This window comes from Halomonas sp. DP1Y21-3 (assembly GCF_019801245.1).
Classification (GTDB): Bacteria; Pseudomonadota; Gammaproteobacteria; order Pseudomonadales; family Halomonadaceae; genus Halomonas; species Halomonas litopenaei.
Map to the genome: position 1 here is coordinate 290161 of NZ_JAHVJM010000001.1, position 25093 is coordinate 315253.

The 25093-nt window shown below is 63.8% G+C and carries 24 protein-coding genes; 9 read left to right on the forward strand and 15 right to left on the reverse strand.

Features of this window, described 5'->3' with window-relative positions:
- Positions 1 to 72 precede the first annotated feature (72 nt).
- The 3 genes from KUV74_RS01140 to KUV74_RS01150 form a co-directional block, all read right to left on the reverse strand.
- Positions 73 to 735: an MOSC domain-containing protein gene (locus KUV74_RS01140; RefSeq protein WP_222515436.1), complete on the reverse strand. Its 663-nt coding sequence runs from the start codon at positions 733 to 735 to the stop codon at positions 73 to 75.
- A gap of 139 nt (positions 736 to 874) precedes the next feature.
- On the reverse strand, positions 875 to 1321 hold the full coding sequence (locus KUV74_RS01145; protein ID WP_222515437.1) for a VOC family protein: 447 nt from the start codon (positions 1319 to 1321) through the stop codon (positions 875 to 877).
- A 71-nt stretch (positions 1322 to 1392) separates the two neighbouring features.
- Complete coding sequence (locus tag KUV74_RS01150; protein ID WP_108131526.1) at positions 1393 to 2115, reverse strand: GntR family transcriptional regulator; 723 nt, start codon at positions 2113 to 2115, stop codon at positions 1393 to 1395.
- 454 nt (positions 2116 to 2569) lie between these two features.
- Here KUV74_RS01150 and KUV74_RS01155 point away from each other — a divergent pair, with 454 nt between their 5' ends.
- The 6 genes from KUV74_RS01155 to KUV74_RS01180 all read left to right on the forward strand — a co-directional run bounded on the left by KUV74_RS01155 (position 2570) and on the right by KUV74_RS01180 (position 11141).
- A complete protein-coding gene (locus KUV74_RS01155; RefSeq protein ID WP_222515438.1) occupies positions 2570 to 3862 on the forward strand; it encodes an NAD(P)/FAD-dependent oxidoreductase in 1293 nt (430 codons plus the stop codon).
- Between the two features lie 172 nt (positions 3863 to 4034).
- A complete protein-coding gene (locus KUV74_RS01160) occupies positions 4035 to 5411 on the forward strand; it encodes a Na+/H+ antiporter NhaC family protein (RefSeq protein ID WP_045991891.1) in 1377 nt (458 codons plus the stop codon).
- Entirely contained in the window at positions 5411 to 6850 is a 1440-nt protein-coding gene (locus tag KUV74_RS01165; RefSeq protein WP_222515439.1) for an NAD(P)/FAD-dependent oxidoreductase, read from the forward strand. Before KUV74_RS01160 ends, KUV74_RS01165 begins: the two co-directional genes overlap by 1 nt.
- A gap of 69 nt (positions 6851 to 6919) precedes the next feature.
- Complete coding sequence (locus KUV74_RS01170; RefSeq protein ID WP_222515440.1) at positions 6920 to 7951, forward strand: histone deacetylase family protein; 1032 nt, start codon at positions 6920 to 6922, stop codon at positions 7949 to 7951.
- A 273-nt stretch (positions 7952 to 8224) separates the two neighbouring features.
- Complete coding sequence (locus KUV74_RS01175; protein WP_222515441.1) at positions 8225 to 9589, forward strand: APC family permease; 1365 nt, start codon at positions 8225 to 8227, stop codon at positions 9587 to 9589.
- Positions 9590 to 9878: 289 nt separating this feature from the next.
- Positions 9879 to 11141, forward strand: coding sequence for a hypothetical protein (locus tag KUV74_RS01180; RefSeq protein WP_213230347.1), 1263 nt, complete (start codon positions 9879 to 9881; stop codon positions 11139 to 11141).
- A gap of 131 nt (positions 11142 to 11272) precedes the next feature.
- Here KUV74_RS01180 and rpiB read toward each other — a convergent pair whose 3' ends face one another.
- The 5 genes from rpiB to KUV74_RS01205 all read right to left on the reverse strand — a co-directional run bounded on the left by rpiB (position 11273) and on the right by KUV74_RS01205 (position 15454).
- Positions 11273 to 11734, reverse strand: coding sequence for a ribose 5-phosphate isomerase B (gene rpiB, locus KUV74_RS01185; protein ID WP_124802502.1), 462 nt, complete (start codon positions 11732 to 11734; stop codon positions 11273 to 11275).
- A 27-nt stretch (positions 11735 to 11761) separates the two neighbouring features.
- Positions 11762 to 13036, reverse strand: a complete 1275-nt coding sequence (locus tag KUV74_RS01190; protein WP_222515442.1) for a TRAP transporter large permease — start codon at positions 13034 to 13036, stop codon at positions 11762 to 11764.
- Positions 13036 to 13515: a TRAP transporter small permease gene (locus tag KUV74_RS01195; RefSeq protein ID WP_222515443.1), complete on the reverse strand. Its 480-nt coding sequence runs from the start codon at positions 13513 to 13515 to the stop codon at positions 13036 to 13038. Before KUV74_RS01195 ends, KUV74_RS01190 begins: the two co-directional genes overlap by 1 nt.
- 68 nt (positions 13516 to 13583) lie before the next feature.
- On the reverse strand, positions 13584 to 14585 hold the full coding sequence (locus KUV74_RS01200) for a TRAP transporter substrate-binding protein (RefSeq protein WP_124802508.1): 1002 nt from the start codon (positions 14583 to 14585) through the stop codon (positions 13584 to 13586).
- Between the two features lie 110 nt (positions 14586 to 14695).
- Positions 14696 to 15454 carry a FadR/GntR family transcriptional regulator gene (locus KUV74_RS01205; protein WP_222515444.1) on the reverse strand — a complete coding sequence of 253 codons (759 nt, stop codon included), beginning with the start codon at positions 15452 to 15454 and terminating at the stop codon, positions 14696 to 14698.
- 106 nt (positions 15455 to 15560) lie between these two features.
- On the opposite strand from KUV74_RS01205, the gene KUV74_RS01210 reads away from it, so the two are divergent.
- Positions 15561 to 15794: a hypothetical protein gene (locus KUV74_RS01210; RefSeq protein WP_222515445.1), complete on the forward strand. Its 234-nt coding sequence runs from the start codon at positions 15561 to 15563 to the stop codon at positions 15792 to 15794.
- A gap of 292 nt (positions 15795 to 16086) precedes the next feature.
- Here the strand turns inward: KUV74_RS01210 and KUV74_RS01215 are convergent, their stop codons facing one another.
- The 7 genes from KUV74_RS01215 to KUV74_RS01245 form a co-directional block, all read right to left on the reverse strand.
- Complete coding sequence (locus KUV74_RS01215; protein WP_222515446.1) at positions 16087 to 16704, reverse strand: hypothetical protein; 618 nt, start codon at positions 16702 to 16704, stop codon at positions 16087 to 16089.
- A gap of 233 nt (positions 16705 to 16937) precedes the next feature.
- Entirely contained in the window at positions 16938 to 19289 is a 2352-nt protein-coding gene (locus tag KUV74_RS01220; RefSeq protein ID WP_222515447.1) for a glucose/quinate/shikimate family membrane-bound PQQ-dependent dehydrogenase, read from the reverse strand.
- A gap of 181 nt (positions 19290 to 19470) precedes the next feature.
- Positions 19471 to 19824, reverse strand: coding sequence for a metalloregulator ArsR/SmtB family transcription factor (locus KUV74_RS01225; protein ID WP_222515448.1), 354 nt, complete (start codon positions 19822 to 19824; stop codon positions 19471 to 19473).
- 96 nt (positions 19825 to 19920) lie between these two features.
- Entirely contained in the window at positions 19921 to 21168 is a 1248-nt protein-coding gene (arsJ, locus tag KUV74_RS01230; RefSeq protein ID WP_222515795.1) for an organoarsenical effux MFS transporter ArsJ, read from the reverse strand.
- Positions 21169 to 21175: 7 nt separating this feature from the next.
- Positions 21176 to 22192, reverse strand: coding sequence for an ArsJ-associated glyceraldehyde-3-phosphate dehydrogenase (locus KUV74_RS01235; protein WP_222515449.1), 1017 nt, complete (start codon positions 22190 to 22192; stop codon positions 21176 to 21178).
- 72 nt (positions 22193 to 22264) lie between these two features.
- Entirely contained in the window at positions 22265 to 22720 is a 456-nt protein-coding gene (locus tag KUV74_RS01240) for an arsenate reductase ArsC (protein WP_308812402.1), read from the reverse strand.
- A gap of 104 nt (positions 22721 to 22824) precedes the next feature.
- A complete protein-coding gene (locus KUV74_RS01245) occupies positions 22825 to 23382 on the reverse strand; it encodes a YgjV family protein (RefSeq protein ID WP_231498492.1) in 558 nt (185 codons plus the stop codon).
- A gap of 221 nt (positions 23383 to 23603) precedes the next feature.
- On the opposite strand from KUV74_RS01245, the gene KUV74_RS01250 reads away from it, so the two are divergent.
- Entirely contained in the window at positions 23604 to 24317 is a 714-nt protein-coding gene (locus KUV74_RS01250) for an arylamine N-acetyltransferase family protein (protein ID WP_261395003.1), read from the forward strand.
- Between the two features lie 235 nt (positions 24318 to 24552).
- Positions 24553 to 25077 (forward strand): invasion associated locus B family protein, encoded by a 525-nt coding sequence (locus tag KUV74_RS01255; protein ID WP_045992593.1) that lies wholly within the window; start codon positions 24553 to 24555, stop codon positions 25075 to 25077.
- The last annotated feature ends 16 nt before the right edge of the window (positions 25078 to 25093 follow it).

Below are 25093 nucleotides of genomic sequence, written 5' to 3' on the forward strand. Positions count from 1 at the left end.
GGAGACTGGGGCAGAGGGGACAGCGGCACACGAGAGACAGGTGCAGAGAAGACAGGCTCGGTCGGTTCGGCGTCAGGCGCGCCCGCGCCAATAGTCCATGCGCCGGACCAGCTGGTCCTTCCAGTGTTGCGCCAGGGCTTCGACGCCGTGCAATTCGGCCATGGTATCCAGGGGCGCCCTGCGGTCTTCCAGCACCCGCCAGCAGGCCTCCACGCTCCACCTTTCATCACCGCGCTCGACCACCTCGATGACAGGCCCCGGAGCAATCCATCCTTCCTCCAGCACGCGGTAGAGCCAGCCCATCCGGGCCTCCTGCATAAAGGCCCGCGCCAGTCCCGGCTGGCCGGTACGGGCATCGACCTTGGCACAGGGTTGCCTGGGCTGGGTCACCTGCACCAGCGCTTCGCCGATGCGATAGACGTCACCGATACGCACCTCACGCTCATCGGCCCCTTGGCTCGCAATATTCTCACCCAGCACGCCGGCCTCCAGCGCCACACCGGCGTCGGGATAGCGCTCGCTCCAGCGGGGATAGTGATCGGCGCAGTAGTGACACAGGGCGCGGTCCACCCCGCCGTGGTCGACCTGATTGGCCTGGCTGTCGTTGGAAAGCCCCAGTCGGGATAGCCATTGAGGCTCAGCGGCAGCGACCTTGTAGATACCACTCTTCTCACCGAAGCCCGGCAGCATCTGGGGCTCGCTGATAAAGGGCCCCCTGACATCTGAAAATTCCATCCTTGCCCCCATCCTCCTTCTCTTGTCGCTATTCGCCGCCTATGCTTGAGCGCTTGTCGTGCTCCTTGCCCCCGCTTGCGAACGCCGCCTGGGAATCCTCCGGCTCCGCTGGACGCCCTGCATCAAGACGCACCGGTATTCAGCCGCCACGTGCGCCTTCATACATGACCATCCAGGCGACGCCGAAGCGATCCTTCACCAGGGCAAAGCGCTCGGCCCAGAAGGTTTCCGACAGGGGCAACATGATCTCTCCACCTTCAGCAAGCCCGGAACAAAGCCGTTCGGCTTCTTCGCGTGAGTCCACTGAAAGCGCCAGAGAAAAGCCCTGAGGCGCCTCCCCAGAGGCGTCCGACCCCATCAGCACATGACCCGCCACCTCGATCTGCATATGCATGATGTGCTCTGGCGACGGTGTGCCCGCTTCCCCGCATCCAGCATCAGGTGTATCGGCGGGCATGTCCCTGTAGCGATGAAGCTCGCTCACTCGGCCGTTCATCAGCTCGGCATAGAACGCCAGGGCCTCTTCACACTGGCCGTCGAAAAACAGGTAAGGGTAGATTTGCATGAGCTTTTCCTGATGACTCAACGACGTTCTTTCGATGCTCGGGTCGGCGGTCCGAAGGACTGGCGCCGGACGTCATCAAGATAGCCCAGAAATCACTTCGACGAGGCGTAGTAGTCGTCCAGCAGCCGCATTCCCTGCTCGATGTCGGCGGTCACCGCGCGACAGAAGGCGTCCCTGTCCCCCCGGCGCAGCGCCTGGGTAATCTCACGATGGTGATCGTCGGCGATGGCGGAGCCGCCCCAACGCGTGCAGATAAAGCCCATGCTGGGACCGTATTGCTGCCATAGCTGCTCGACCAGCGGCAGCAATACCGTCGAGCCGCTCAGCCGGTAGATCAGAAAGTGAAAGGCGTGATTGCCACGCATATAGCTCTTGAGATCAGCAGCTTCGATGGCTCGATTGATGCCATCGTCCAGCGCCTCCAGGGCGTCGATGTGCTGGTGCTCGATCGCGGTAAAGGCTTGCCGGGCCAGCTCGGTTTCCAGCCGCCTGCGGGCGAACAGCACCTCGGTGAAGCGCTCCCGGCTCAAGTGCGGCACGATGATCTTGCGGCTGTCGACAAACTGCAGAGCCCCCTCGCTCACCAGCCAGCGCAGCGCCTCCCGAGCAGGCATGGCGCTGGTGTCATAGCAGGCGGCGATGCCGCGGATCGAAAGCACCTCGCCCGGACTGAAGGCCCCTTCGCACAGACGACGCCTCAGGTCCTGGTGAATTCGGGTCGAGGCGGTATCCGGCAGGTAGGGCGGAGGCGATGGTTCCGTGCCGATCGGCGCGACCATGGCGTCATCGCTATTGTCAGTATGAACGTCGGTCATTGCGCTTCCTTGTCACTCCTCTGTCCATTCCTCTCAGCCATTCCGCTCTTTATTCCCTTCTCCATTCCGCTCTCCATTCCTTTCTGCCATTCCGCTCTCTATTCCCCTCGCCATTCCCCTCGCCATTCCTTTCTCCACTTCACTCCTCACGCCAACCCACTATAACTTTTCTATCACTCCCCTTTTGCTTCTTTTGCCGGCCGCCCGTCGACCGCTCGTCTGTCACCATCGGCGGAAAACCCGACAGGCCGCTGGCCTGCCACCATCACGGCGATATCTACCTGCGTCTGGCGTCAAGACTAGCCCATCGCGATGACGATAGCCCACGCCGAGACGCCGCAGCCTGGGCCGCCCAGGGTCGAATTCGCATCTTGTGCGCATCTGCAAGCCCTGCTAGTGTGATCACAACATGTGATCACACCAATAACAAGCTGCCATCGTTTCGGGAGTCGTCATGAGCGAACCGCGCTGCGCGTCCTACTACGCCGCGACCATCCACGAAGAAGCCGAATACCCCAGGCTCGAGGGCGAGCATCGGGTCGACGTTGCGGTGATCGGAGGCGGCTTCACCGGCGTCAACACTGCGCTGGAACTCGCCGAGCGTGGCTACCGGGTAGCGCTGGTCGAGGCCAACCGGATCGGCTGGGGGGCCAGCGGTCGCAATGGCGGTCAGGTCACCGGCAGCCTGTCGGGGCAGGATGCCATGCTCAAGCAGCTCTCCGGCCCGCTAGGGCGAGAGGCAGCCGAGAACTTCGTCTGGGATCTTCGCTGGCGAGGCCACCGCATTCTGCGTCAGCGTGTCGACAAGTACGCCATCGCCTGTGACCTGAAGTTCGGCCACCTGCACGCCGCCTACCGACCGAGCCACATGGCCGAGCTTAAGCGCGACGTCGAGGCGGCCCAGGGCCACGAGATCGCCCGGCACCTGAGTCTGCTGGACGCCGATCAGACACGCGAACTGGTGGGCACCGAGCTCTACCATGGCGCGGTGCGCAACGACTACAACATGCACCTGCACCCGCTGAACCTGTGTCTTGGCGAGGCCCGCGCCCTTGAGGACCTGGGCGGCTTGCTGTTCGAGGACACCCGGGTCACCGAGATTCGCCACGGCGCTACCCCCTGTGTCGTCACCGAGCGTGGCCAGATCCACGCCGACAGCGTGGTGCTGGCCGGCAACGCCTATCACCGGCTGGAGCGCAAGGCGCTCAAGGGCAAGCTGTTCCCCGCCTCTCTCGGCATCGTCACCACCGCCCCGCTGAGCCGGGAGCAGCAGGCCGCGATCAATCCCCATGACCTGGCGGTCTACGACACCCGCTTCGTGCTCGACTACTACCGCCTGACCGCCGACGGTCGCCTGCTGTTCGGTGGCGGCGCCAACTATTCCGGCCAGGACTCAGCGGATATCGGCGCCGAACTGCGCCCCCGGCTCGAACACACCTTCCCGCAGCTCAAGGGCATCGCGCTCGACTACCAGTGGCAGGGCAAGGCGGGCATCGTGATCAACCGCATCCCTCAGCTCGGCAAGCTGTCACCCAACGTCTTCTACGCCCAGGGCTACTCGGGCCACGGCATCGCCACCTCGCATATCGTCGGCAACATCATGGCCAGGGCGGTCAGCGGACAGCTGGAGGAGTTCGACCTGTTCGCTGACATGCGCCACTGGCGCATCCCGGTCAGCGAGCGCCTCGGCAACGGCCTGTTGGCCGCGGGCATGTGGTACTACCAGTTGCGCGAAAAACTGCGCTGAGCGTCCGCCGCCGACTCGCCGTCGGCAGCTCGATATCGACCGGACCTTTCACCATCAACGACGCCAACATCAACGACAACCAATAGCTGTCACGCCACGCTCCTGATCGACGCGACCCACGGCCATCGCCAGGTCGCTTCACCAACAACAATGATCGTCCAGGAGGACATCCATGGAAGCGTTTTTCCCCGCAGGCGGCTGGCTGGTGCTGCTGCCCACCGCCGTTGTACTGCTGCTGGCACTGTGGAGCCGTCGCGCGCTCGAGCCGCTGGTGGCCGGCGCCTTCGTCGGCACCCTGTTGATCGAGCCGACCAGCGCCCTGTCCACCCTCTCGGAGAGCCTGCTCAACGTCCTGACCGACGAGGACGTGGCCTGGGTGATCGCGGTATGTGGGCTGATGGGTTCGATCATTGCACTGCTGCTGAAATCCGGCGCCTCGCGTTCCTTCGCCGAAAGCCTGTTGCGCTACATCACCAGCAAGCCCCGGGCGCTGCTCGGCTGCTGGTTCATGGGCATCGTGCTGTTCGTCGACGACTACCTCAACTCCCTGGCGGTCGGCACCTCGATGCGTCAGGTGACGGACCGCTTCAAGACGTCGCGAGAGATGCTGGCCTACGTCATCGACTCCACCGCCGCACCGATCAGCGTACTGATCCCGATCTCGACCTGGGCGGTGTTCTTCGGCGCGCTGATCGAAAAGAACGGCCTGGCCGCCGACGGCCAGGGCGTCTGGACCTATATCCAGGCCATCCCCTTCATGTTCTATCCGTGGATCGCGGTGGCCATGGTGCCGCTGGTCGCCTACGGCAAGATTCCGCTGTTCGGCCCGATGAAGCGCGCCGAGCAGCGCGCCCAGCTCGAGGGGCGCTGCGTGCCACCCGGCGCCGAGCACATCGATGAAGAGATCGCCCACCTGGCGGCCAAGGACCAGACGCGCAGCAGCGTCTGGATGTTCCTGCTGCCGATGATGTCGCTGGCCTTCTTCACCTGGTACTTCGATCTCGATTTCCTGATGGGTATCTTCGTGACCCTGGCCGGCATGATCGTGGCCTTCATCGGCCTGAAGAAGCTAACCCCCGGCGAGACCTTCGACAACATTCTGGAAGGCTTCAAGTCGATGCTGGATGCCCTGGCGGTGCTGGTGGCGGCCTTCATGTTCAATGACGTCAACACCACCCTGGGACTCAACGAGTACATCATCACCACGGTCGAACCGCTGATCAACGCCCAGATCCTGCCCTTCATCATCTTTGCGCTGATGGGCTTCGTCTCCTTCGCCACCGGTTCCAACTGGGGCGTGTTCGTGATCATCCTCCCCATCGTCACCACCCTGGGCCACAATCTGGGCGCCGACATGACGCTGGTAATCGGTGCCACCCTCTCGGCCAGCACCTTCGGCAGCCACGCCTGCTTCTATTCGGACGCCACGGTGCTGACGGCCCAGGCCAGCGGCTGCACGCCCTTCCAGCACGCCTTTACCCAACTGCCCTACGCGGCCCTGGCCGGCTTGCTGGCCGCCGCCCTCTATCTGGTACTGGGATTCATGTGATGACGAAAGCACCGTCCAACGACGCCATCTTCTGGTCACACCGAGACAACGGGCGAGTCCCACTCGCCCCCCTCTCCATTGCTGAACAGGCCATCGATGAACAGACCGGGGATGAACAGGCAGACGTGGTCATTGTCGGCGGTGGCTTCACCGGCCTGTGGACCGCCTATCACCTCAAGCGTCTGGCACCGGGGAAGGACATCCGGGTACTCGAGGCCAGGCGCTTCGGCCACGGAGCCTCCGGGCGAAACGGGGGCTGGGTGGTAGGCAACCTGGCGGGCCTAGAGCGGCACCTGAAGGGCCTGACCCTGGCCCGGCGCCAGGCGCTGTGCGAGCTTTTGTCCGCCAATGTCGACGAGATCGGCGCGACCCTCTCGCAGGAAGCCATCGACGCCGACTTCCACAAGGGCGGGGCGCTCTACGCGGCGGCGCGCTACCCGGCTCAGGAGGCGCTCCAGCGGGACTACCTCGCACACCTGCTGGAACTCGGCCATCGCCAGCATGACTGCCGCTGGCTGTCCGCCGACGAACTCAGCGACCGGGCCCGCTTCCGCCGCCCCTTCGGTGGCATCTTTCATCGTCAGGTCGCCACGCTGCACCCCGGCAAGCTGATCGATGGGCTGGTCGAGCGACTCGCGGCCATGCAGGTCAGGCTCCACCAACAAAGCCCGGCGACGAGCATCGATGACGGCAAAGTGACCACGCCCCAGGGCAGCATCCGCGCGCCGATGATCGTGATGGCCACCGAAGGCTACAACACCCTGCCCCAGCTACGTCCCCACCTGGTCCCGGTCTCCAGCCTGGTGATCGCCACCGAGCCCTTGAGTCAGAGCCAGTGGGACGCCATCGGCCTGGCACAGCGACCGACCTTCGCCGACGCCAGCCGGTTGATCAACTACGGCCATCGCAGCCGCGATGGTCGCCTGATCTTCGGCGCCAGGGGTCGCTACCGCTTCAACGCCCGTCCGCGTCACCAGGCCTCCATCACCCAGGGCGACATCCAGATGCGCAAGGCGCTGCTCCAGGATCTGTTTCCCGACCTCGGCGAGGTCGATATCAGCCACGGCTGGGGCGGCACCCTTGGCCTCTCGCGCAGCTTTCGCCCCCACGCCCTCGTCGATCGGCGAGCCGGCATCGCCACCGCCGGCGGCTATGCCGGCGAAGGCGTCGCCGCCAGCCACCTGATGGCGCGCACCCTGGCCGAGATGCTCTGTGGACAGGACACACCGCTGACACGGGCCCCTTGGGCCTTCGATGGCTGTGCACTGGACCAGGTGGTTCGTCGCTGGGAGCCCGACCCCCTGCGCTGGCTGGGCGCCCAGACCATCACCCTGAGCTACGCCACCGAGGAGGCCCTGGCGTCGCGTGAGCGCCACCTGCCGCTGATCGGCCCGGCGCTGAGCCGACTCAACGACCGTTTTGCCGCCGTGATCGAGTAGACAGCGACAGCCGCGATGCAGGCCGCACACTCGTCACCTTGCCCCGGAACTGCCAAAGGAGACACCGCCATGTTGATCGTTCATAGCGACGCCACCCGCGACCGTCGCACTCTCACCGAGCTGTTTGCCGGCCAACTGGTCGCGCCCTTCGAGTGTCCCGAGCGGGTGGACTACATCATCGAACGCGCCAGGACCGAGTCCATCGGCGAGATCCGCGGCCCCGACGAGCATGGACTGGAGCCGGTGCTGGCCATCCATGACGCGGACTACATCGACTTTCTGCGGGTTGCCTGGCGCGACTGGCAGGCGGCCGGTTACCAAGGCGAAGCGATTCCCAATATCTGGCCGACACGGCGGATGCCCGGCGGCCCCATACCCCGCCATATCGAGGGCCGCCTTGGCTACTACGCCCTGGCCGGAGAAACCTCGCTGAACGCCGACACCTTTGAGGCGGCCCTGCTCAGCAAGGACATCGCCCTGACCGCCCTGGACCAGGTGCTCGACAGCGGCGCGCCGGCCTTCGCCCTGTGCCGACCGCCCGGCCATCACGCCGCGCGGGACCAGTACGGCGGTTACTGCTTCATCAACAATGTGGCGGTATCCGCCCAGCGGGCACTGGACCGGGGCCACCAGCGGGTCGCCATCCTCGACATCGACTTCCACCACGGCAACGGCACCCAGGACATCTTCTACGAGCGCAGCGACGTGCTCACTCTCTCGCTGCACGGCGACCCCATGGACGAGTTTCCCTACTTTCTCGGCTTCGCCAACGAGACCGGACGAGGTGACGGCGAGGGCTACAACGTCAACTACCCCCTGCCCAGCGGCACCGACTACGCCCGTTGGGCGCAGGCGCTGGATGACGCCATCGCGCGCGTCAAGGACTTCGCCCCGGACATGCTGATCATCGCCCTCGGGGTCGACACCTTCGAGAACGATCCGATCAGCTCCTTCACCCTGCAAAGCGACGACTATCTGGACATCGGCGCCCGCCTCAAGCGCATCGGACTGCCCACACTATTCGTGATGGAAGGCGGCTACGCGGTGGAAGAGATCGGGGTCAATGCGATCAACGTGCTCAAGGGCTTCGACAACGCCTGAGCCCCGGCACACGGCACAAGGCACGACCGATTCGACGAAAACGCTCGACGCCCCGTACGACATCAGTAGGTCGCTTGTCCCGGACGGGCGTCGGCGCCACGCGAGCACCGCCGGTTTTCCATACTGGTTTGCCACGGGGACCGTGCACGGTTCGGCGAAACGTCTCCCCCGACGCAGCCGCCAGACCGCATCGACGACGGCAACCTGGAACGGGCGGTAGACCACGCCCTGAGCAGCGCTCAGAACAACAACAGCAACAACAGGAACCGACCCATGACACAACAACGACGTTCCAGCCTCCCCGAGGCCCCCGAAGGCCAGGACAGCGGCCTCAAGCGCATCCTTGGCCTGCCTGCCCTGGTGTTCTTCGGCCTCGCCTACATGGTGCCCCTGACCGTATTCACCACCTACGGCGTGGTCACCGAAACCACCGGCGGCCATGTGCCCATGGCCTACGTCATCACCCTGGCGGCGATGTTCTTCACCGCCTACAGCTACGGCAAGATGGTCGAGCACTACCCTACCGCCGGCTCCGCCTACACCTACACCCGCCGCGCCTTCGGTGGCCGTGTGGGCTTCATGGTGGGCTGGGCGCTGCTGCTCGACTACATCTTCCTGCCGATGATCAACTACCTGGTGATCGGGATCTACATGAAGGAGGTCTTCCCCGCCATCGATCAGGGCGTCTGGGTGGTCGCTGCCATCGTCGCCGTGACCGCGCTGAACATCCTGGGCATCAAGCTGGTGGCCAAGATGAATCTGATCATCATCGGCTTTCAGTTCGTCTTTCTGGCCACCTTCATCGCCATCTCGCTGAAGGTCATCGCCGGTGGCGAAGCCCCCTCGCTGCTGGCGCCCTTCCACAGCGAAGGGCTCCAGTGGACCACCATCGTCGGTGGTGCCGCCATCCTGTGCCTGTCGTTTCTTGGCTTTGACGCCGTCTCTACCCTGTGCGAGGAAACCCGCGAGCCCAAGCGCGACATCCCCCGCGCCATCATGCTGTGCACCCTGATCGGCGGCGGCCTGTTCATTCTGGCCTCCTGGGTCGGGCATCTGGTGTTCCCCGACTATCACAACTTCGGCAGCGCCGACTCGGCGGCGGTGGACGTGATGCGCCGCGCCGGCGGGGGCTTTTTGGTCGCCTTCTTCACCGCTGCATATGTAGCAGGCTGCTTCGCCTCGGCCATGGCCGCCCAGGCCAGCGTCTCCCGGATCCTGTTCGCCATGGGCCGCGACCAGGTCCTGCCCAAGGTCTTCGGCAAGCTCAGCCAGCGCTACGGCACCCCGCTGGGGTCGACGTTGATCGTCGGCGCCATCTCGCTGATGGCGCTGGTCATCAGCCTGGAGCTGGCCGCCACCATGATCAGCTTCGGTGCCCTGGTCGCCTTCTCCTTCGTCAACCTTTCTGTGATCAAGCACTACCTGGTGGATGAGCACCTGATGCAACCCAAGAACCTGCTGCGCTACGGCGTCATGCCAAGCGTCGGCTTCCTGTTGACCATCTGGCTGTGGTCGAGTCTGTCGCTCAACACCTTCCAGGTGGGTCTCACCTGGGTCGCCGTCGGCTTTGCCTACCTGCTCTATCTGACTCGTCTGTTCAAGGTCGAAGTACCGGACCTGGAGCTCAAGGAAAACTGAGCGCTGACCGCGGCGCCTCCGATCAGAGCGTCGCGGTTTACAGCCTCTGCCTACAGCCCCTGCCCACAGTCCCCTGCTCTACAGACCCTACCCACAGCGCCGACATCCCGGGATGTCGGCGCTCTTCTTTGGCGCACCACAAACCTTGCAAAATCGCGCATCGAGGCATCGTATCGACCTTTTTTCCGGCCGTGTTGTGGCAAGGCACAGCCATGAAGAGCACCGCTGCAGGACTGCCCTAAGGTAAGAGACAGCTATCGAGAGTCCCTTCCCATGGAGAGCCCCGCCCATGACGCTACGCCTGCCCACCCTGATGCTGTTGACACTTGCCCCGCTGTCCACCTGCCTGGCGGCAGAAACGATCTACGTGGTCACCAACAAGACCGAAGGCAACTCGGTCGCCGCCTTCCATGCCGACGATGACGGCACGCTTTCCCTTGCCTCCGAGTATCCCACCGGGGGCCTTGGTACCGGTGATCTGGAGATACCGGCTCTGGAGAAGAACCCTGACCACCCGCTGGCCAACGGCGACGACCCCCTGATCTCCGCCAACGCCATCGCGGCCTCCGCGGACGGCGGCTGGATGGTGGCGGTCAACCCGGGCGACGGTACCCTCAGCCTGATGAACCGCGCCCCCGACGGCAGCCTTCAGGCCGTCAACAGCGTGACGGCCTCGGACCGTTTCCCGATTTCTGTCGCCATCCACGGCCACCTGGTCGCCTCCGCCAGCGTGGGTGACAGCAACCAGGCCGGCTCCATCGCGCTGTATCGCCACACCCCCGAAGGACTGATCGCGATCCAGGGCAGCCGGCGCGACCTGGGCGCCCGCCCCTCGACCATCGCCTTCTCGCGTTCCGGAGCCTTCGTCATCGTCAACGAGCTGGTGACGGGCAAGATTCACAGCTTTGCGGTCAGTGACGATGGTCTGTCCGCCGATCCGATCGCCAGCGTGGACAGCCCGCGTGCGCCGGCCGAACGCTTCCACGCCATACCGGTGGGCTTCGCCATCGGCCAGGGGGACCAGGGCGAGACCCTGCTGATGTCGGAGGCACGCTTCCTGACGCCGGAGTTCGGCCTGCGTGAGGAGGCCGACAAGGTACCCCAGAGCCCGCTCTACAGCTGGCAGACCAGCTCGGTCTCGAGCTATGTGCTGGATGATCAGGGCGGACTCACCCTGAAGACCGCCGACGCCCTGACCGGCGCCGCCATGGAAGGAGGCGAGATCGCCAACTGCTGGGTCGCGCTGAACGCCGACGGCGATACCCTCTACACCGCCAACGCCCTGTCGAGTTCCATCAGCCGCTACAGCGTCAAACCGGACGGCAGCATCGCCCTCGAGGATGCCACCGCCTACAAGGACGACGGCGAATTGCTGTTCTTCTCGGACATGGCGCTGAGCCCCGACGGCGACACCCTCTATCAGCTGGTCGGCAACACCGGCCAGGTGATGGCCTTCGATGTCGCCGAGGATGGTGGTCTATCCCTGCGCACCAGTGCAGGCGGACTGCCGGAGCTCGGCAGCTACGGCCTGGTGGTGCTGGAAGACGGCTGATGTAGCCGCCGGCATCGGTGCACCCGTGGTCATATTTTCGAGGATCGTATTTTGGCTGTCTCCATGAGGGCGGTTGCTGGTATTCCGGTTCGGCCATCACATCACCCTGAATCGGCCACGCCGCTCTCGGTCTAGCCCTCGACCGGCCCCTGTCCACCTTCCATGGCGTGGAGTTTCTCCACCCGCCGGCGGTACTCTTCATCACTGGAGAACTCCGCCTCCAGAAAAGCCTTGATCAGATCATTGGCAAGCCAGGGGCCCACGATCTGTGCGCCGATACACAGCACATTGACGTCGTCATGCTCGACACACTGGTGCGCCGAGTGCACGTCATGGCCCACGGCGGCACGAATTCCCCTGACCTTGTTGGCGGCGATGGCCGCGCCCACTCCGGTTCCACAGACCATCAGTCCACGCTCGACCTCGCCGGAGGTGACACGAGAGGTCACCTCTCTGGCGATATCGGGGAAGTCGACCGGCTGGTCATCGTAGGAGCCCACATCCTGCACCTCGTGACCGAGGGATTCGACAAAGGCCACGACGGAGGCCTTCAGCGGAAAGCCCGCATGATCTGAACCAATGACGAGTTTCATGACAACTCCATTGCTGGCAAGGGAAAGTTAGCGCATCAGACCCGGCAGCCACAGCACCAGATCGGAGGCAAAGGTGATGATCGCAAGGGTCAAGAACAGCGGGACGTAGAACGGAATCAACGCCTTCAACAACTGCCGCAAGCTGACCTGAGCAATCGATGAGATCAAGTAAAGCGACAGCCCCATGGGTGGCGTCAGCAGCCCGATCATCAGGTTGAAGATGGCGACAATCCCCAGATGTACGGGATCGACGCCCGCCAGCACCATCGGCGGGGCAATCACCGGCACCACCAGCAGTGTCGCGGTAGTGGAATCCAGAAACATGCCCACCACGAAGAAGATCAGGTTGGCAATCAACAGCAGTACCAACGGATCTGTGGATATCTGCAAAATAAAGGCCGCAAAGCTCTGGGGTATCTGCTCCACCGCCAGGATCCAGCCAAACAGCGAAGCCGCAGCAACGATGATCAGGATCGCGCTGGTACTGCGCAGCGTCGCCTGCAGCGCGGACCACAGATGGGCCCAGGTAAGTTCCTTGTAGATCAGGCCACTGATCAGCACCACATAGGCTGCGGTCACCGCCGCCGCCTCGGTGGGGGTAAACAGTCCCAGCATCATGCCGGCGATCATCAACACCGGTGCCAGCAGCGCCGGCAGTGCAGGCAGCAGCGACGCGACGACCTCCCTTGCCGTCGGCCAGCGAGCAGAGCGCGGCATGTCGGAGCGCAGTGCCAGCACAGCGGCGGTGATCATCAGCAGTGCGACACAGATCAGTGCCGGCACGATACCGGCAATCAGCAACTGAATGATCGAGACGCTGGTCACCGAGCCGTAGACGATCAGCGGAATGCTCGGCGGAAAGATCGGCCCGACAACCGCAGAGGATGCGGTCACCGCCGCTGCAAAGGGTGCCTTGAAGCCGCGCTTGCGCATGGCTTCGATCTCGATCTTGCCAAGCCCACCCACGTCGGCCAGCGCCGCCCCGGACATTCCCGAGAAGATCAGGCTGGAAAAGATGTTGACCTGGGCCAAGCCTCCCGGGGCTCGCCCCACCAGGGTGTCGGCGAAGCGAAAGATGCGGTCGGTGACACCGGAGAGGTTCATCAGGTTGCCGACAAAGATGAAGATTGGCACCGCCACCAGCGGAAAACTGTCCAGCGCGTAGGTGACACGCTGCCCCAGCAGCCCCAGCGGAAAGCCCTCCACCACCACATAGGCGATAGCCGGCAACAGGATGGCGTAGACCACCGGAAAGCCCAGCAGAAACAGCACCAGAAAGGCAACGATCAAGGCCAGTCCCATCAGGAAACCTCCGGCGGATCGTCATGAGATGCAGTCGCGGACTGGCCACGCAGCCGTATCACATGCTGCAGTGCCGCCACCGCGAAGCCGATAGCGGTAGATCCCAGGAAGATCCAGAACGGAATCTTGAGGGTCGGGGTGGCATTGTTGAGGTTATCGGCGATGGTCGTGATGGTAGCGAACGCCACCACACCGCTGGCCACTGCCGACGCCACGAAAATGGTGGTATCGAGCAGGCGACGAGGCCGGCCGGTCAGCATATCGCGAAGTTCACTCATGCCGATGTTCTCACCATGGCCTACTACCAGCGGATAGCTGGCGAAGACCAGACACACCAGCAGAAAGCGCGTCAGCTCCTCGGCCCCGACCAGCGGCGACAGGAAGATATCACGCATTACCACCTGCGACAGTGGCACTACCACGATGCCGACCAGCAGCAGCGCACAAAGCCCCTGCCAGAAACGCTTCAAGCCGGACACGGCGTTCTCCTTGTTTCCTCTCGATGGACGGGGCGTCGCCCCGCCCATCGCTGACGATGCTTGCCGGTTCAATCGACCTTGGCGATCTGCTCGACATAGCTGTCAAAGGAGGGAAAGTCGGCACTGATCTGCGCGCTGACCTGCTCACGGAAGGCGTCGAGATCGAGGCCGTCGTCGGCGGTGATCACCGTCATGCCACGGCCTCTGAGCTCTTCCACCAGGGCATCTTCGGACGATTGAGCCCACTCGAGCGACTCATCGGCCTTGTCGTCGAGGACCTCGGTAATTGCAGAACGCTGGTCATCGGACAGTCCCTGCCAGACATCTTCATTGATGAAGACGGCCAGCACCGAGTGCATATGTCCGGTCAGGGCCACATGGGACTGCACTTCATCGAGCTTGTTGGCGGCGATCATGGTCAGCGGGTTTTCCTGCCCAACCACCAGACCGGTCATCAGCGCGGTCGGCAATTCCGACACCGCCACCGGCGTCGGGTTGGCGCCAAACCCCTTGACCATGGAGATCCACAGATCCAGCGGAACCGCCCGGAAGGGCTTGTCCTTGAGGTCGGCCGGCGACTTGACTTCGAAGTTGGACGACACATGCCGTGCACCGCGATAGATGCGCCCGACGATGCGCACCCCACCGTCCTCGATCAACCGTTCGTTGATCTCCTTGACCGCGGGTGTCTCGGGATCGGTGGCGGCCAGGGCGTGGGCCGCATCACGATAGATATAGGGGGCGTTGAACACCGCCGCCTCGGGAACGATACGCGCAAGGGACGCGAAGTCATGATGTCCCATACCGATGGAGCCCATGCGCACACCATCCACCATTTCGGCAACGCCACCTAACTGACTGGCCGGATAAACCTGGATCTCCAACTCGCCATTGGAGGCCTCGGCGATGGCCTCTGCCGCCTCGCTGGCATAACGTGTCTGCAGATCGCCTTCAGCCCCGACATGGGCATAGCGAATCGTTTCGGCAGAAGCGCTTGCAGCCGAAAGGCTGATCGCGAGGCTCAGGGCCACTCCCTGAGTGGCAAGGGTCGCAGCGGTCTTGAAATTCATCAGGCTCACCTCTCGTAGCGTTGTATTGTCGTTGTCGTACTTCGGTATCGATGGTGCGTCGTCACCTTCCTGGCAACAGGCTGACGCGGCGCCATGACGATGACTGGCGCTCAACGTCGGCCAAGGCTTGCTTCGGCTTCCTGGGTATAGGCGGCGATGATGCTCTTGCGGCGCAGTTCGTCGCCGATGGAAAAGTGCTCGCGCAGGCGCTGGTTGGCCTTGTCACCGTCGCCTTCGACGATGGCCAGGAACACCTGTCGGTGAGAATCGATATGCGCCTCGATCACCTCGTCCGAACCAAGGGTGATCTGTCGACGCTGGACGTGGCTCTTGAGCAACAGCGCGGAAATCGCGTGGTACAAGGTCATCAGCGACTGACAATGGCTGGCCTCGACGATGGCAAGATGAAACTGGTAGTCGGCGCGCCCGCCCTGCTCGGGATCCTCAAGCGTGGCCATCAACTGCTTGAAGCAGGTCTCTATGCGGGCGATGTCGTTATCGGTAGCGCGATCACAGGCCAGTCGCACCGCCTGACACTCGATGGCTATCCGGGCCTGCATGACGTCGTCGAGGGCGTTTTTCTCCTGAGCCAGGTAAAAGGCGAAGAAATCCGACAACACCTTGAAGTCGGCCTTGGCCACATAGGCGCCCTTGCCGTGACGGATGTCGAGGACCCCGAGCATATCCAGCGAGCGCATCACCTCACGCAACAGCGGTCTGCCGACCTTGAGCTCCAGAGCCAATTCACGCTCGCTGGGCAAACGATCGCCAGGCCGCCACTCGCCATTGAGGACTCGTTCACGAAAGACCTCGAACACTCTTTGATAGCCGTTGACCGACTCGCCCTCACGGATCGCGCTGTCCAACATTGGTCATCCTCCCACCCAACTGGTCTTACCTCTTAAGAGCCCTCAAGACCACTTCTCGACCATTTCACCTGAACCACATCAACAGCGACTCTCGCCGGTCACGACAATGCTGATCGCCGCCCTTCTTATTGCCAGTTTCCGCGAAATCCGACGCTTTCTCGTCAATGCCTTGAACCATAGTCGTCAGGTCTGGGCTGCAAAAGGCGACTTTGGTGCCAGCCATGTGGTCTTACCACTTTCAACCTCCAGCGCATTCCTGAAGCGGCAACGCGCCCTCCGCCAACGATTCAGGGGCGCACAAGCCAGACGCAGGCACATTGCACAAAAAGGCCCCGCCTAAGCGGGGCCTCAATATCTGGCGCTTGGTCGACGCACCCAGGCAAGGCAACTATCTAGCCAATACAGACGACCGACACGCCCATCTGCGAACCAGCGACTGAAGCCTGGACGTGCCGCTGCAGTACCGTCACCACCTAGGCGCTGTCCGAAAAGTCGACGAGCGAAGGTTAGACAAGGCAAAAATCGGTGAGAAAGCGCAGTTTACGGGGTGTAAATGAGCATTTTGACCGGGCTGGCGCACCAGCCGATTTTTAACGCCGTATTACCGAGCGCAGGCACTTTTCAGACAAGCCCTAGCGAAAGTGCGGATTCAGCCTACCGATTTCGTAGAGATCGTGAAGGTAGACGTCCAGCTTGTAGACCAGGTGGGTGGCGACGATCAGCAGCGCGATCAACGAAAGCAGGACGGCGGGATCGTTGGCCCAGGCGAACGCCGGTGAGCCCAGTTCATAGCCGATGGTATAGACGCTGAGCCCACCCAGCCCCAGCACCGACAGGCACAGCGCGATGATCACGATGATCAAGGTGCCACGCAGGTCCCGGCTCGGCGGGCGGGTCGTCCAGCTCGCCAGATGGCGGACCATGATGCGCCCATTGGTGACGATCTGGCGACGGCGGCGTAGCAGCATGGCGGCATTGACCGGCTCGTCGTCCCGGGAAAAGGCCGCCAGCGCTACCCTGGGGTCAACGCGGCCATCAAAGCGCTCGTTCACCGCCCGGGCAAAGGCCTCGCGATCACCGGTATTCCTGGCCTGCTCGGCCAGCCGAGACAGCTCCTCAAGCGCCTCGGCGTCCATTCCGGGACGCTTTTCGAAGTCGGCAAAGTGCTGCTCGTAGTAGATGTAGTAGACCTGATAGATCGACAACAGCACGGCCGCGTAGATCATCACGTAGAGGGCGATATCTGACATGCGTTTCTCCCTGTCCCTGGCGGTAGGCCGTCGGGACACTCGATCCCGAAGCGGCACAAAGATCCCCATTATCTGAATCTTTTATTATGGCCGGTAGCGGGTGTTTTGCCGCACCCTTGTCGGCCACCTTGTGACACAAGCAAGAGCCCCCGACGGGCATCCGACGGGGGCTCTGGCTGCAACGGCGTGGTTTCAGGGCAGGAGCCGAATGTTCGGCTCCCCTCCCTGCTCGCCTATTGTGACGCCTGATCCGGCAGTTTGTAGGCCATCACGTAGTCACCGATGGTGGTACCGATCGAACCATGCCCCCCGGCCACCAGCACGACCATCTGCTCGCCCTGGCTGTTGAGGTAGGTCATCGGCGTGGCCTGGCCGCCGGCTGGCAGCCGCGACTCCCACAGCTGCTCGCCGGTGGTCAGGTCGTAGGCACGGAAGTAGTCGTCCACGGACGCCGCCAGGAAGGCCACTCCTCCGTCGGTGATGATCGGACCGCCGATACCCGGCACCCCCATCTCGAAGGGCAGCGGCAGCGCTGTCATGTCTTCGATGGTGCCGTTCTTGTGCTGCCAGGCGACCTCACCGGTACGCAGGTCGGTGCCGGCCACGTAGCCCCAGGGCGGCTGCTGGCAGGGAATGCCCAGCGGCGACAGGAACGGCTTCATCTCCACCGCGTAGTCGGCACCGGCGTTCTCGTTGAGCCCCTGCTCACCCTGGTTGGTCTCGCCGAGTTCGGCGCCATCCTTGGGCACCAGGGTGCTGGTGAAGGCCAGATACAGCGGCATGCCGAACATCACCTGGCGCTTGGGGTCCACCGCCAGGCTACCCCAGTTGAAGACGCCGAAGTTGCCGGGGAAGACGATGGTGCCCTGCTCGGACGGCGGGGTGTACTGACCCTCGTAGCGCAGCGAGCGGAACTGGATACGGCAGACCATCTGGTCGATCAGGCTGCCTCCCCACATGTCGGCCTCGCGCAGCTTCGGCGGACGGAAGCTCAGGGCAGACCTGGGCTGGGTCGGTGCCGCGTAGTCGCCTTCGATGGTGCCCTGCGGTGCCGGCTCCTCGGTGATCGGGAAGATTGGCTCGCCGGTGGCGCGGTTGAGGACGTAGACGTCCCCCTGCTTGGTCGGCACCACCAGCGCGGGCTGCATGCCCTCGTCGGTCTCCAGGTCGACCAGGCTCGGCTGCGCCGGGGTGTCCATGTCCCACAGGTCGTGGTGGACGAACTGCTGGACCCACTCCACCTGGCCGCTGTCCAGACGCAGCGCCACCACCGAGGTGGCGAACTTCTCTTCGGCCTCACTGCGGAAGTGGCCGAGCTGGTCCGGGGTCCGGTTGCCCATCGGGAAGTAGATCAGCCCCAGCTCTTCGTCGGCGCTGGCCACCGCCCAGCTGTTGGGGGAGCTGGTGGCGTAGGTATCGTCCTCACCGATCGGCGCGGTCTCGTCCGGGTTGCCGGAATCCCAGTTCCAGCGCAGCTCGCCGGTCCTGGCGTCGTAGGCGCGGATCACGCCGGAGGGTGAATCGACGGCGTAGTTGTCATTGACCGCCCCGGCCACCACCACCAGGCCATTGGCCACCACGGGGGGCGAGGTCGAGTAGTAGAAGCCGGACTGGGTGAACGGCATGTTGTGCATCAGGTCCAGCTCGCCGTTGTCGGCGAAGTTGGCGCAGCGGGCACCGGTGGCCGGATCGACGGCCAGCAGGCGCGCATCGGAGGTCGGCATGAACAGCTGGGCGTCGCACTGGATCGGCTCCAGCGCCTCGGCCGGCTGGCTCGCCGCCGCGACGTCGAGGCTATCGCCATCGCCGGATGCCGGCGGCAGGTAGGAGACGCCACGACAGGTCTGGTGCTGGCGTGAGCTTTCCGCAGGCACCTTGGCGTCATACTGCCAAAGCTTCTCGCCGCTATCGGCGTCCAGCGTCACCAGCCAGTTGTGCGGCGTGCACAGAAACAGCGCATTACCCACCTTCAGCGGCGTGGCCTCGTAGGTGGTCTCCCCGACGTCGTCAGGGCCCTTCCTGTCACCGGTCTGATACTGCCAGGCCAGTTCCAGTTCGCCGACGTTATCCGGGGTGATCTGGTCCAGCGGCGAGTAGCGCTGACCCAGGTTGCTGCGGCCGTAGGCGTGCCAGCTCGCCTCCGGCGAATCGCCAAGCTCGGGTGACTGGACGATCTCGTCCTCGTTGAGTCGCCCCTCGATGCGATGGGCGTCCACCGCCAGACTACCCAGCAGGCCTGCACCCAGCACCGCCCAGACCGGCAGCAGCACCGCCGTACCCAGACGCTTGCCGGCACGCGGCGGCCACAGCAGCGGAATGGCAAGCAGCATCAACAGGCCCATGCGGGTGGCCAGCGGCCACCAGTCATAGCCGGATTCCCAGAGGGCCCAGGCGGCCGTGGCGACAAGCAGCCCGGCGTAAAGCAACTGCGCCGGCACGCGACGGGAGCGCGCCATGGCGCCCACCGCGATCAGCACCAGACCGGCCAGGGCGTAGTACCAGCTTCCACCCAGGGTGACCAGCCAGGCGCCGCCCCCCAATAGCGAAAGCCCCACCAACAACAGGATGAGGGAGTAGACAATCATGATCCAAGGTCCTTGCGCTGAATCGTTTAAGTGGTCGGCATGTTAATTGATTAGCATGAGAATTAACATGCCGGTGCACAGCTTCAGTGTAGGCCCTCTTCTTGTAATACAGGCAAGTTGCCTGAGTCTTTTCAAAGGCCGGGCAAGGCGACCCGGAGTCACCCTAGAAGGCGACAGCGCCTCAGCAGAGGCTTTCGCAGCGCTGCGGACGATCCCCCATCCTGGCCAGCCCTTCGTGCAATGCCTCAAGCTCGGCCCGTCGTCCCCGGGCGCCGGCTTCGAGACAGTCGAGCGCCCAGCCGGGCAGTTCGGCGCTCAGCCGGTAGTGGACCCACTGGCCATCGCGACGATCCTGGAGCAACCCACAGCGACGCAGCTCTGCCAGGTGGCGTGACACCTTGGGTTGCGACACCTCGAGCACCGCGGTCATTTCGCAGACGCAGAGCTCTCCTTCCTGCAGCAGCAACAGCATGATCGACAGGCGCGTCTCTTCCGACAGGCACTTGTAGAGGCGTAACGGGTCCAGCGACATCATCGGCGTTTCCTGTTCATCTTTGCCTGTTCATCTTTTTTCCCTGGGCAGCGGCTTTCTTCGTTCAGCGTCACGGGGTTCCTCCGCGGGCCGACTATCCTAGGCGGGCCTTGCCTCGTCACCTGTGGCTGCGGGCTCAGGGTGACCATCGCCGGGCAAGGCCAGTGCCATCAGGGCGCTGGCCAGCACCAGCGCCGCCGACACCCACAGGCAGGCTGACAGCCCCTGGCTTTGATACAGCCAGCCCGACAGCAAGGTGCCGAGCAGGCGCCCCATGGCGTTGGCCATGTAATAGAAGCCCACGTCCATGGAGGCACCCTCGGCGCGGGCGTAGTGCACGATCAGGTAGCTGTGCCAGCTAGAATTGATGGCGAACAGCACCCCGAACAGCAACAGACCCACCACCAGCCAGCCCACCTGAGCCAGCGGCAGCACCGCCAGCAGGGCTGGCAGCCCCGCCAGGGCCAGCGCCCAGAATACCGTCGTGCGTCGCTGGCTTCCTGCCATCAGCGAAGTCAACCGGGGCGCCTGGGTCTGGACACCCCCGTAGCCGATCACCCAGATCGCCAGCAGCCCGCCCACCGTCCAGTGGCTCCAGCCATGCTGGTCATAGAGAAACACCGGCAAGGCCACCACGAACCAGACGTCCCGGGAGGCAAACAGACACAGGCGCGCGGCCGACAGGACATTGATCGCGCGGGACTTGGAAAATATCTCGGAGAACTTGGGCTTGCGCTTCGCGCGCCCCAGATCGGCCTTGAGGCGAACCAGCGAGAGGACCAGCACCGCCAGCAGCATCACCGCCATGACGATGACCGCACCACGAAAGCCGATCAGCGTCAGCAGCAGGCCGCCGAGGAAGAAACCGGCCCCCTTCAGCGCGTTCTTGGAGCCGGTCAGGATCGCCACCCAGCGATACAGGGTAGAGCTTGCCGAGGCACTCTCGGCGGGCACCAGTACCTTGACCGCGCTCTTGGCGCTCATCTTGTTGAGGTCCTTGGCGATGCCCGACAAAGCCTGGGCCGCCATGACCCAGGCCACGCTCAGCGCCGAGGACGGCACCATCAGCATGGCCAGCGCCACGATCTGCAGAGCGAGTCCCAGATTCATGGTGCGATTGAGGCCCAGCCGTGCTCCGAGCCAGCCCCCCACCAGGTTGGTGATCACCCCGAAGGCTTCGTAGAACAAGAACAGCATCGCCACTTCGAGGGGCGAATAGCCCAACTGGTGGAAGTGCAGCACCACCAGCATGCGCAGGGCGCCGTCGGTAACGGTAAAGGCCCAGTAGTTGCCGGTGATCAGCAGGTACTGGCGGATTTCGAAGGGCAGCGCCTTCACCCGCGCCATCAACGATTCAGCCACGACCCACCTTCAGCGCCAGCTCTGCGGTGCGGTTGGCGTAGCCCCACTCGTTGTCGTACCAGGCGTAGAGCTTGAGCTGGGTGGCGTTGACCACCATGGTCGACAGCGCATCGATGATCGAGCTGCGCGGGTCGGTGCGGTAATCGATGGACACCAGCGGGCGCTCCTCGTAGCCGAGAATGCCGGCAAGCTCCCCTTCGGCGGCCTCGAGCAGGGCGGCGTTGACCTCATCCACCGTCACCTCGCGCTCAAGTTCGAAGACCATGTCGGTGAGCGAGGCATTGGCCAGCGGCACGCGGATGGCGTGGCCATTGAGCTTGCCCTCGAGCTCGGGAAAGATCGCGGTGATCGCCTTGGCCGACCCGGTCGTGGTAGGGATCAGGCTCATGCCACAGGCCCGCGCCCGACGCAGGTCCTTGTGGGGCGCGTCGAGGATGGTCTGGGTGTTGGTGATGTCATGCACCGTGGTCATGGAGCCATGACGGATTCCGAAACGCTGCTGAATCACCTTGACCACCGGGGCCAGACAGTTGGTGGTGCAACTGGCGGCGGTGACGATGCGGTGACGCTCGGGCTCGTAGAGATCGTCGTTGACCCCCATGACCACGTTGAGCACGCCCTCCTCCTTGACCGGCGCGCTGACCACGACGCGCCGCACGCCCTGGTCGAGATAGGCCTGAAGCCTGTCCAGAGTCTTGTGCTTGCCGGAGCATTCGATCACCACGTCGCAGCCGGACCAGTCCGCGTCGGCCGGAACGCTTGCTCCGCTGAAGGCCACCGCGCGACCGTCGAGGTTCAGCTGCTCGCCCTCGCCATTGATCCCGCCCTCAGGCGAAAAGTGGCCGTGCACCGAATCGAACTCCAGCAGGTGGGCGAAGGTGGCGGCGTCACCACCGGGATCGTTGACGCGAACCAGGTCGACCTCCCCGGCGGCGATACGCGGCCACAGACTGCGAACCACCAGGCGGCCGATCCGTCCGAAACCATTGATACCGATACGTAGTGTCATGAAAGTCTCGCTTTAGAAAGTGAGTATCGCGCCCCGGCACCCGCCAGGCTCTGCCGACAGAGGGTTACGCCATCAATCGTCGGCCAGGTGGCGGGCGCGATCACGATCCTTGATCTGCAGCCACAGCATCAGGCGCACGCGGATTTCCTGAAGCGCCTGGGCATAGGCGTTGTCACGCTCGATGCCACGGGGATCGCGGATATCCCAATAGAGATGCTCGTCGCGACTGCCCTCCCAGTCGCGACAGGTTTCCTGGGCCTTGTCGCAAAGCACGATGACGGCATCGAAGTGCTGTCCCTCGAAGCTGTCGAGGGACTGACTGGCGAGCCCCTCGGTGCTGATGGACTGCTCCTTGAGCGCGGCCAGCGTCTTCTGATGCGGCTCGTCCGGCTCGGTACCGGCGCTGAAGGCATCGAAGCGATCACCGGCCAGGTGGCGCAGTAGCGCCTCGCCCATCAGCGAGCGAGCGGAATTGGCGTGACACAGAAACAGCACGCGTTGCTTGCGGGACTCTTGTGACATCGTCATCGGGGGCGCCTCAGAATATATGGAATTTCATATATACGAGACAAGGATGTCAATTCCGTGACCGTTTCGCGTCCACCACAAGGAATCGACGACAGCCGCCAGGATCAGTGGGCGGCGGCCGAGGCCTGGCGCCTCAGGCGCACGATGGTGATGATATTGGTGGCGAAGATCAGCGTCTCGGCCAGGGTGCCACCCAGCGAACCTGCCAGCAGATTGCTGATGATCCAGCAGAAGGCGGCGCCGGCCAGTACCAGACGCATCGCCACCCCTCTGAGCATGAACATGGCAAAGGTGCCAAGCAGCCCTGCCGCCAGGGCAGGAAGATCACGCGCATCGCTCCAGGTCAGCGCCGCTACCAGCAAGGTGGCGAGCAACATGCCGAGCATGATCGCCAGATTGCCGGGAAAGCGTCGCGCCAGAGCGATGCGCAGGATGATCAGGGCCGAGATCGACGCGGCTACCCAGCTCCCCAGCAGGGCAAACTGGGTCGCGAAGGCCAGGTTGGCTCCCAGCAGCAATACCAACAGCTTGTCGTCATGCCGGCTGGCGAAGCCGATCACGCAGAGCGTGAGCGCCACCAGGCTGACGGCCTGCCCGGCGAGCCATCGCAGCCCCATCTCCTCCATGCCAAGCCCCCAAGCGATCGAAAAAGGATCGGTCATCCTACCACGGCTGTTGCGCTGTGCCGGGCAGGCAGGCAAGCGACCGAGCCTGTCCGCATGCGTGGTGACGACGCGCGAAGGCTGGCAAGGCCGCTGCCCTCGCACTAGGCTAAACCGAACTTTGCTACGCGTAACCGCCCATGCCCCTCTCGGACTTTCCCTGCGACCAATACCTTGAGCGTATCGGCCTTGTGCAACCCGTCGAGGTGTCTGCCGAGTGCTTGCGCGCGCTGCATCGCGCCCAGCTCACCTCGCTGCCCTTCGAGAACTTCGATATCTGCCTGGGCCGCGGCGTGGATGTCAGTGCTAAGGGCATTCTGGCCAAGCTCATCGGTCAACGCCGGGGCGGCTACTGCTTCGAGCTCAACGGCCTGTTGCTGATGGCACTTGAGGCCTTCGGATTCGAGGCCAGGGCCCTGTTGGGACGTGTGCATCTGTCGGGAACCCCCACCGGGCGCAGTCATCAGGTATCGCTGGTGACGCTGGACAAACGCCAATGGCTGGTCGACGCCGGCTTCGGCACCAATACGCCCCGTGCACCGATCCCGCTGACCCCGGACACCCCGCTCCACATCGGAGACCAGACACTACGACTGGTGGAGAACGCTCGCTACGGGATCATGCTGCAATCATTGATGGGAGCCCAATGGGTCGACCTCTATAGCGTCGATTTCACCACGGTGTGCGAAGGTGATATTCAGATGGCCAATCACTTCACCTCCACCTGGCCAGGCCTGCACTTCACCACCTCGCGCATGGCCGCGCTGACCACCCCCGAGGGCCAGATCAGCCTTTCCGACTTCACCCTGAAGATCCGACGCGGGGACACGACAAGCGAACAGCTCCTGCCCCCGGGCGCGGCCTATCTGGCGGCGCTTGAAGAGCACTTCGGGATCGTGCTGGAGGCGAGCTACGAGGATCTCGCCCCACTCTAGTCGATCCCGCAGTCGATCTCTCGATCGATCCCGCAGTCGCTCCTGCTTCCACGCTATCCGAGGTCGACCGCGTCTTGTGTAGGGCTGGGCTGGGCTGGGAAAAAGAGAAAATCCGACATGGCGCCGTGGTCAGTGCCCTTAACCCCTCGCGACAGTCGCCAACAGGCCCCATTCCGTGTTGAACTATGCCCCGAGCCTTTGTCTGCCAATGGATTTGGAAAGGAGCCTGCCGTTTATGTTCAATCGCCTTGCGTCCGGCCTGCGTGCCGCCGGTGTGCTGAGCCTGCTGGCGCTGTCGCCGCTGACCTTCGCCCAGAGCACCGGTAATGCCGGACCCGCCGTCAACACCGAAACCTTCCAGTCCTGGGAGGTCAACTGCCCGGTCAACCCGTCCGACGGCTCCTGCTCCATGACCCAGCTGGTCAATGGTGCCGATGGCGAGCCGGTCCTTCGGGTCGTGGTCGGCAACCCTGCTCAGCTGGACGGTTCTGCCATGACCTTCCTGGTTCCGCTGGGCGTACGTCTGGCCCCAGGCCTGCAGCTCAAGGTCGATACCAACGAGCCGGTGGGCATGCCCTACCAGGTGTGTGTGCCCCAGGGCTGCCGTGCCGACATCCCGCTGCAGCCGCAACTGCTCAACCAGTTGAAGGCCGGCAGCACCGCCACCGTCAGCATCGTCAACCCGCGCGGCCAGCGTCAGGACCTCAACGTGTCGCTGATGGGCTTCAGCGCCGCCAAGGATCGCGTCGACCAGAACTGATCGATCCTTCACGCCA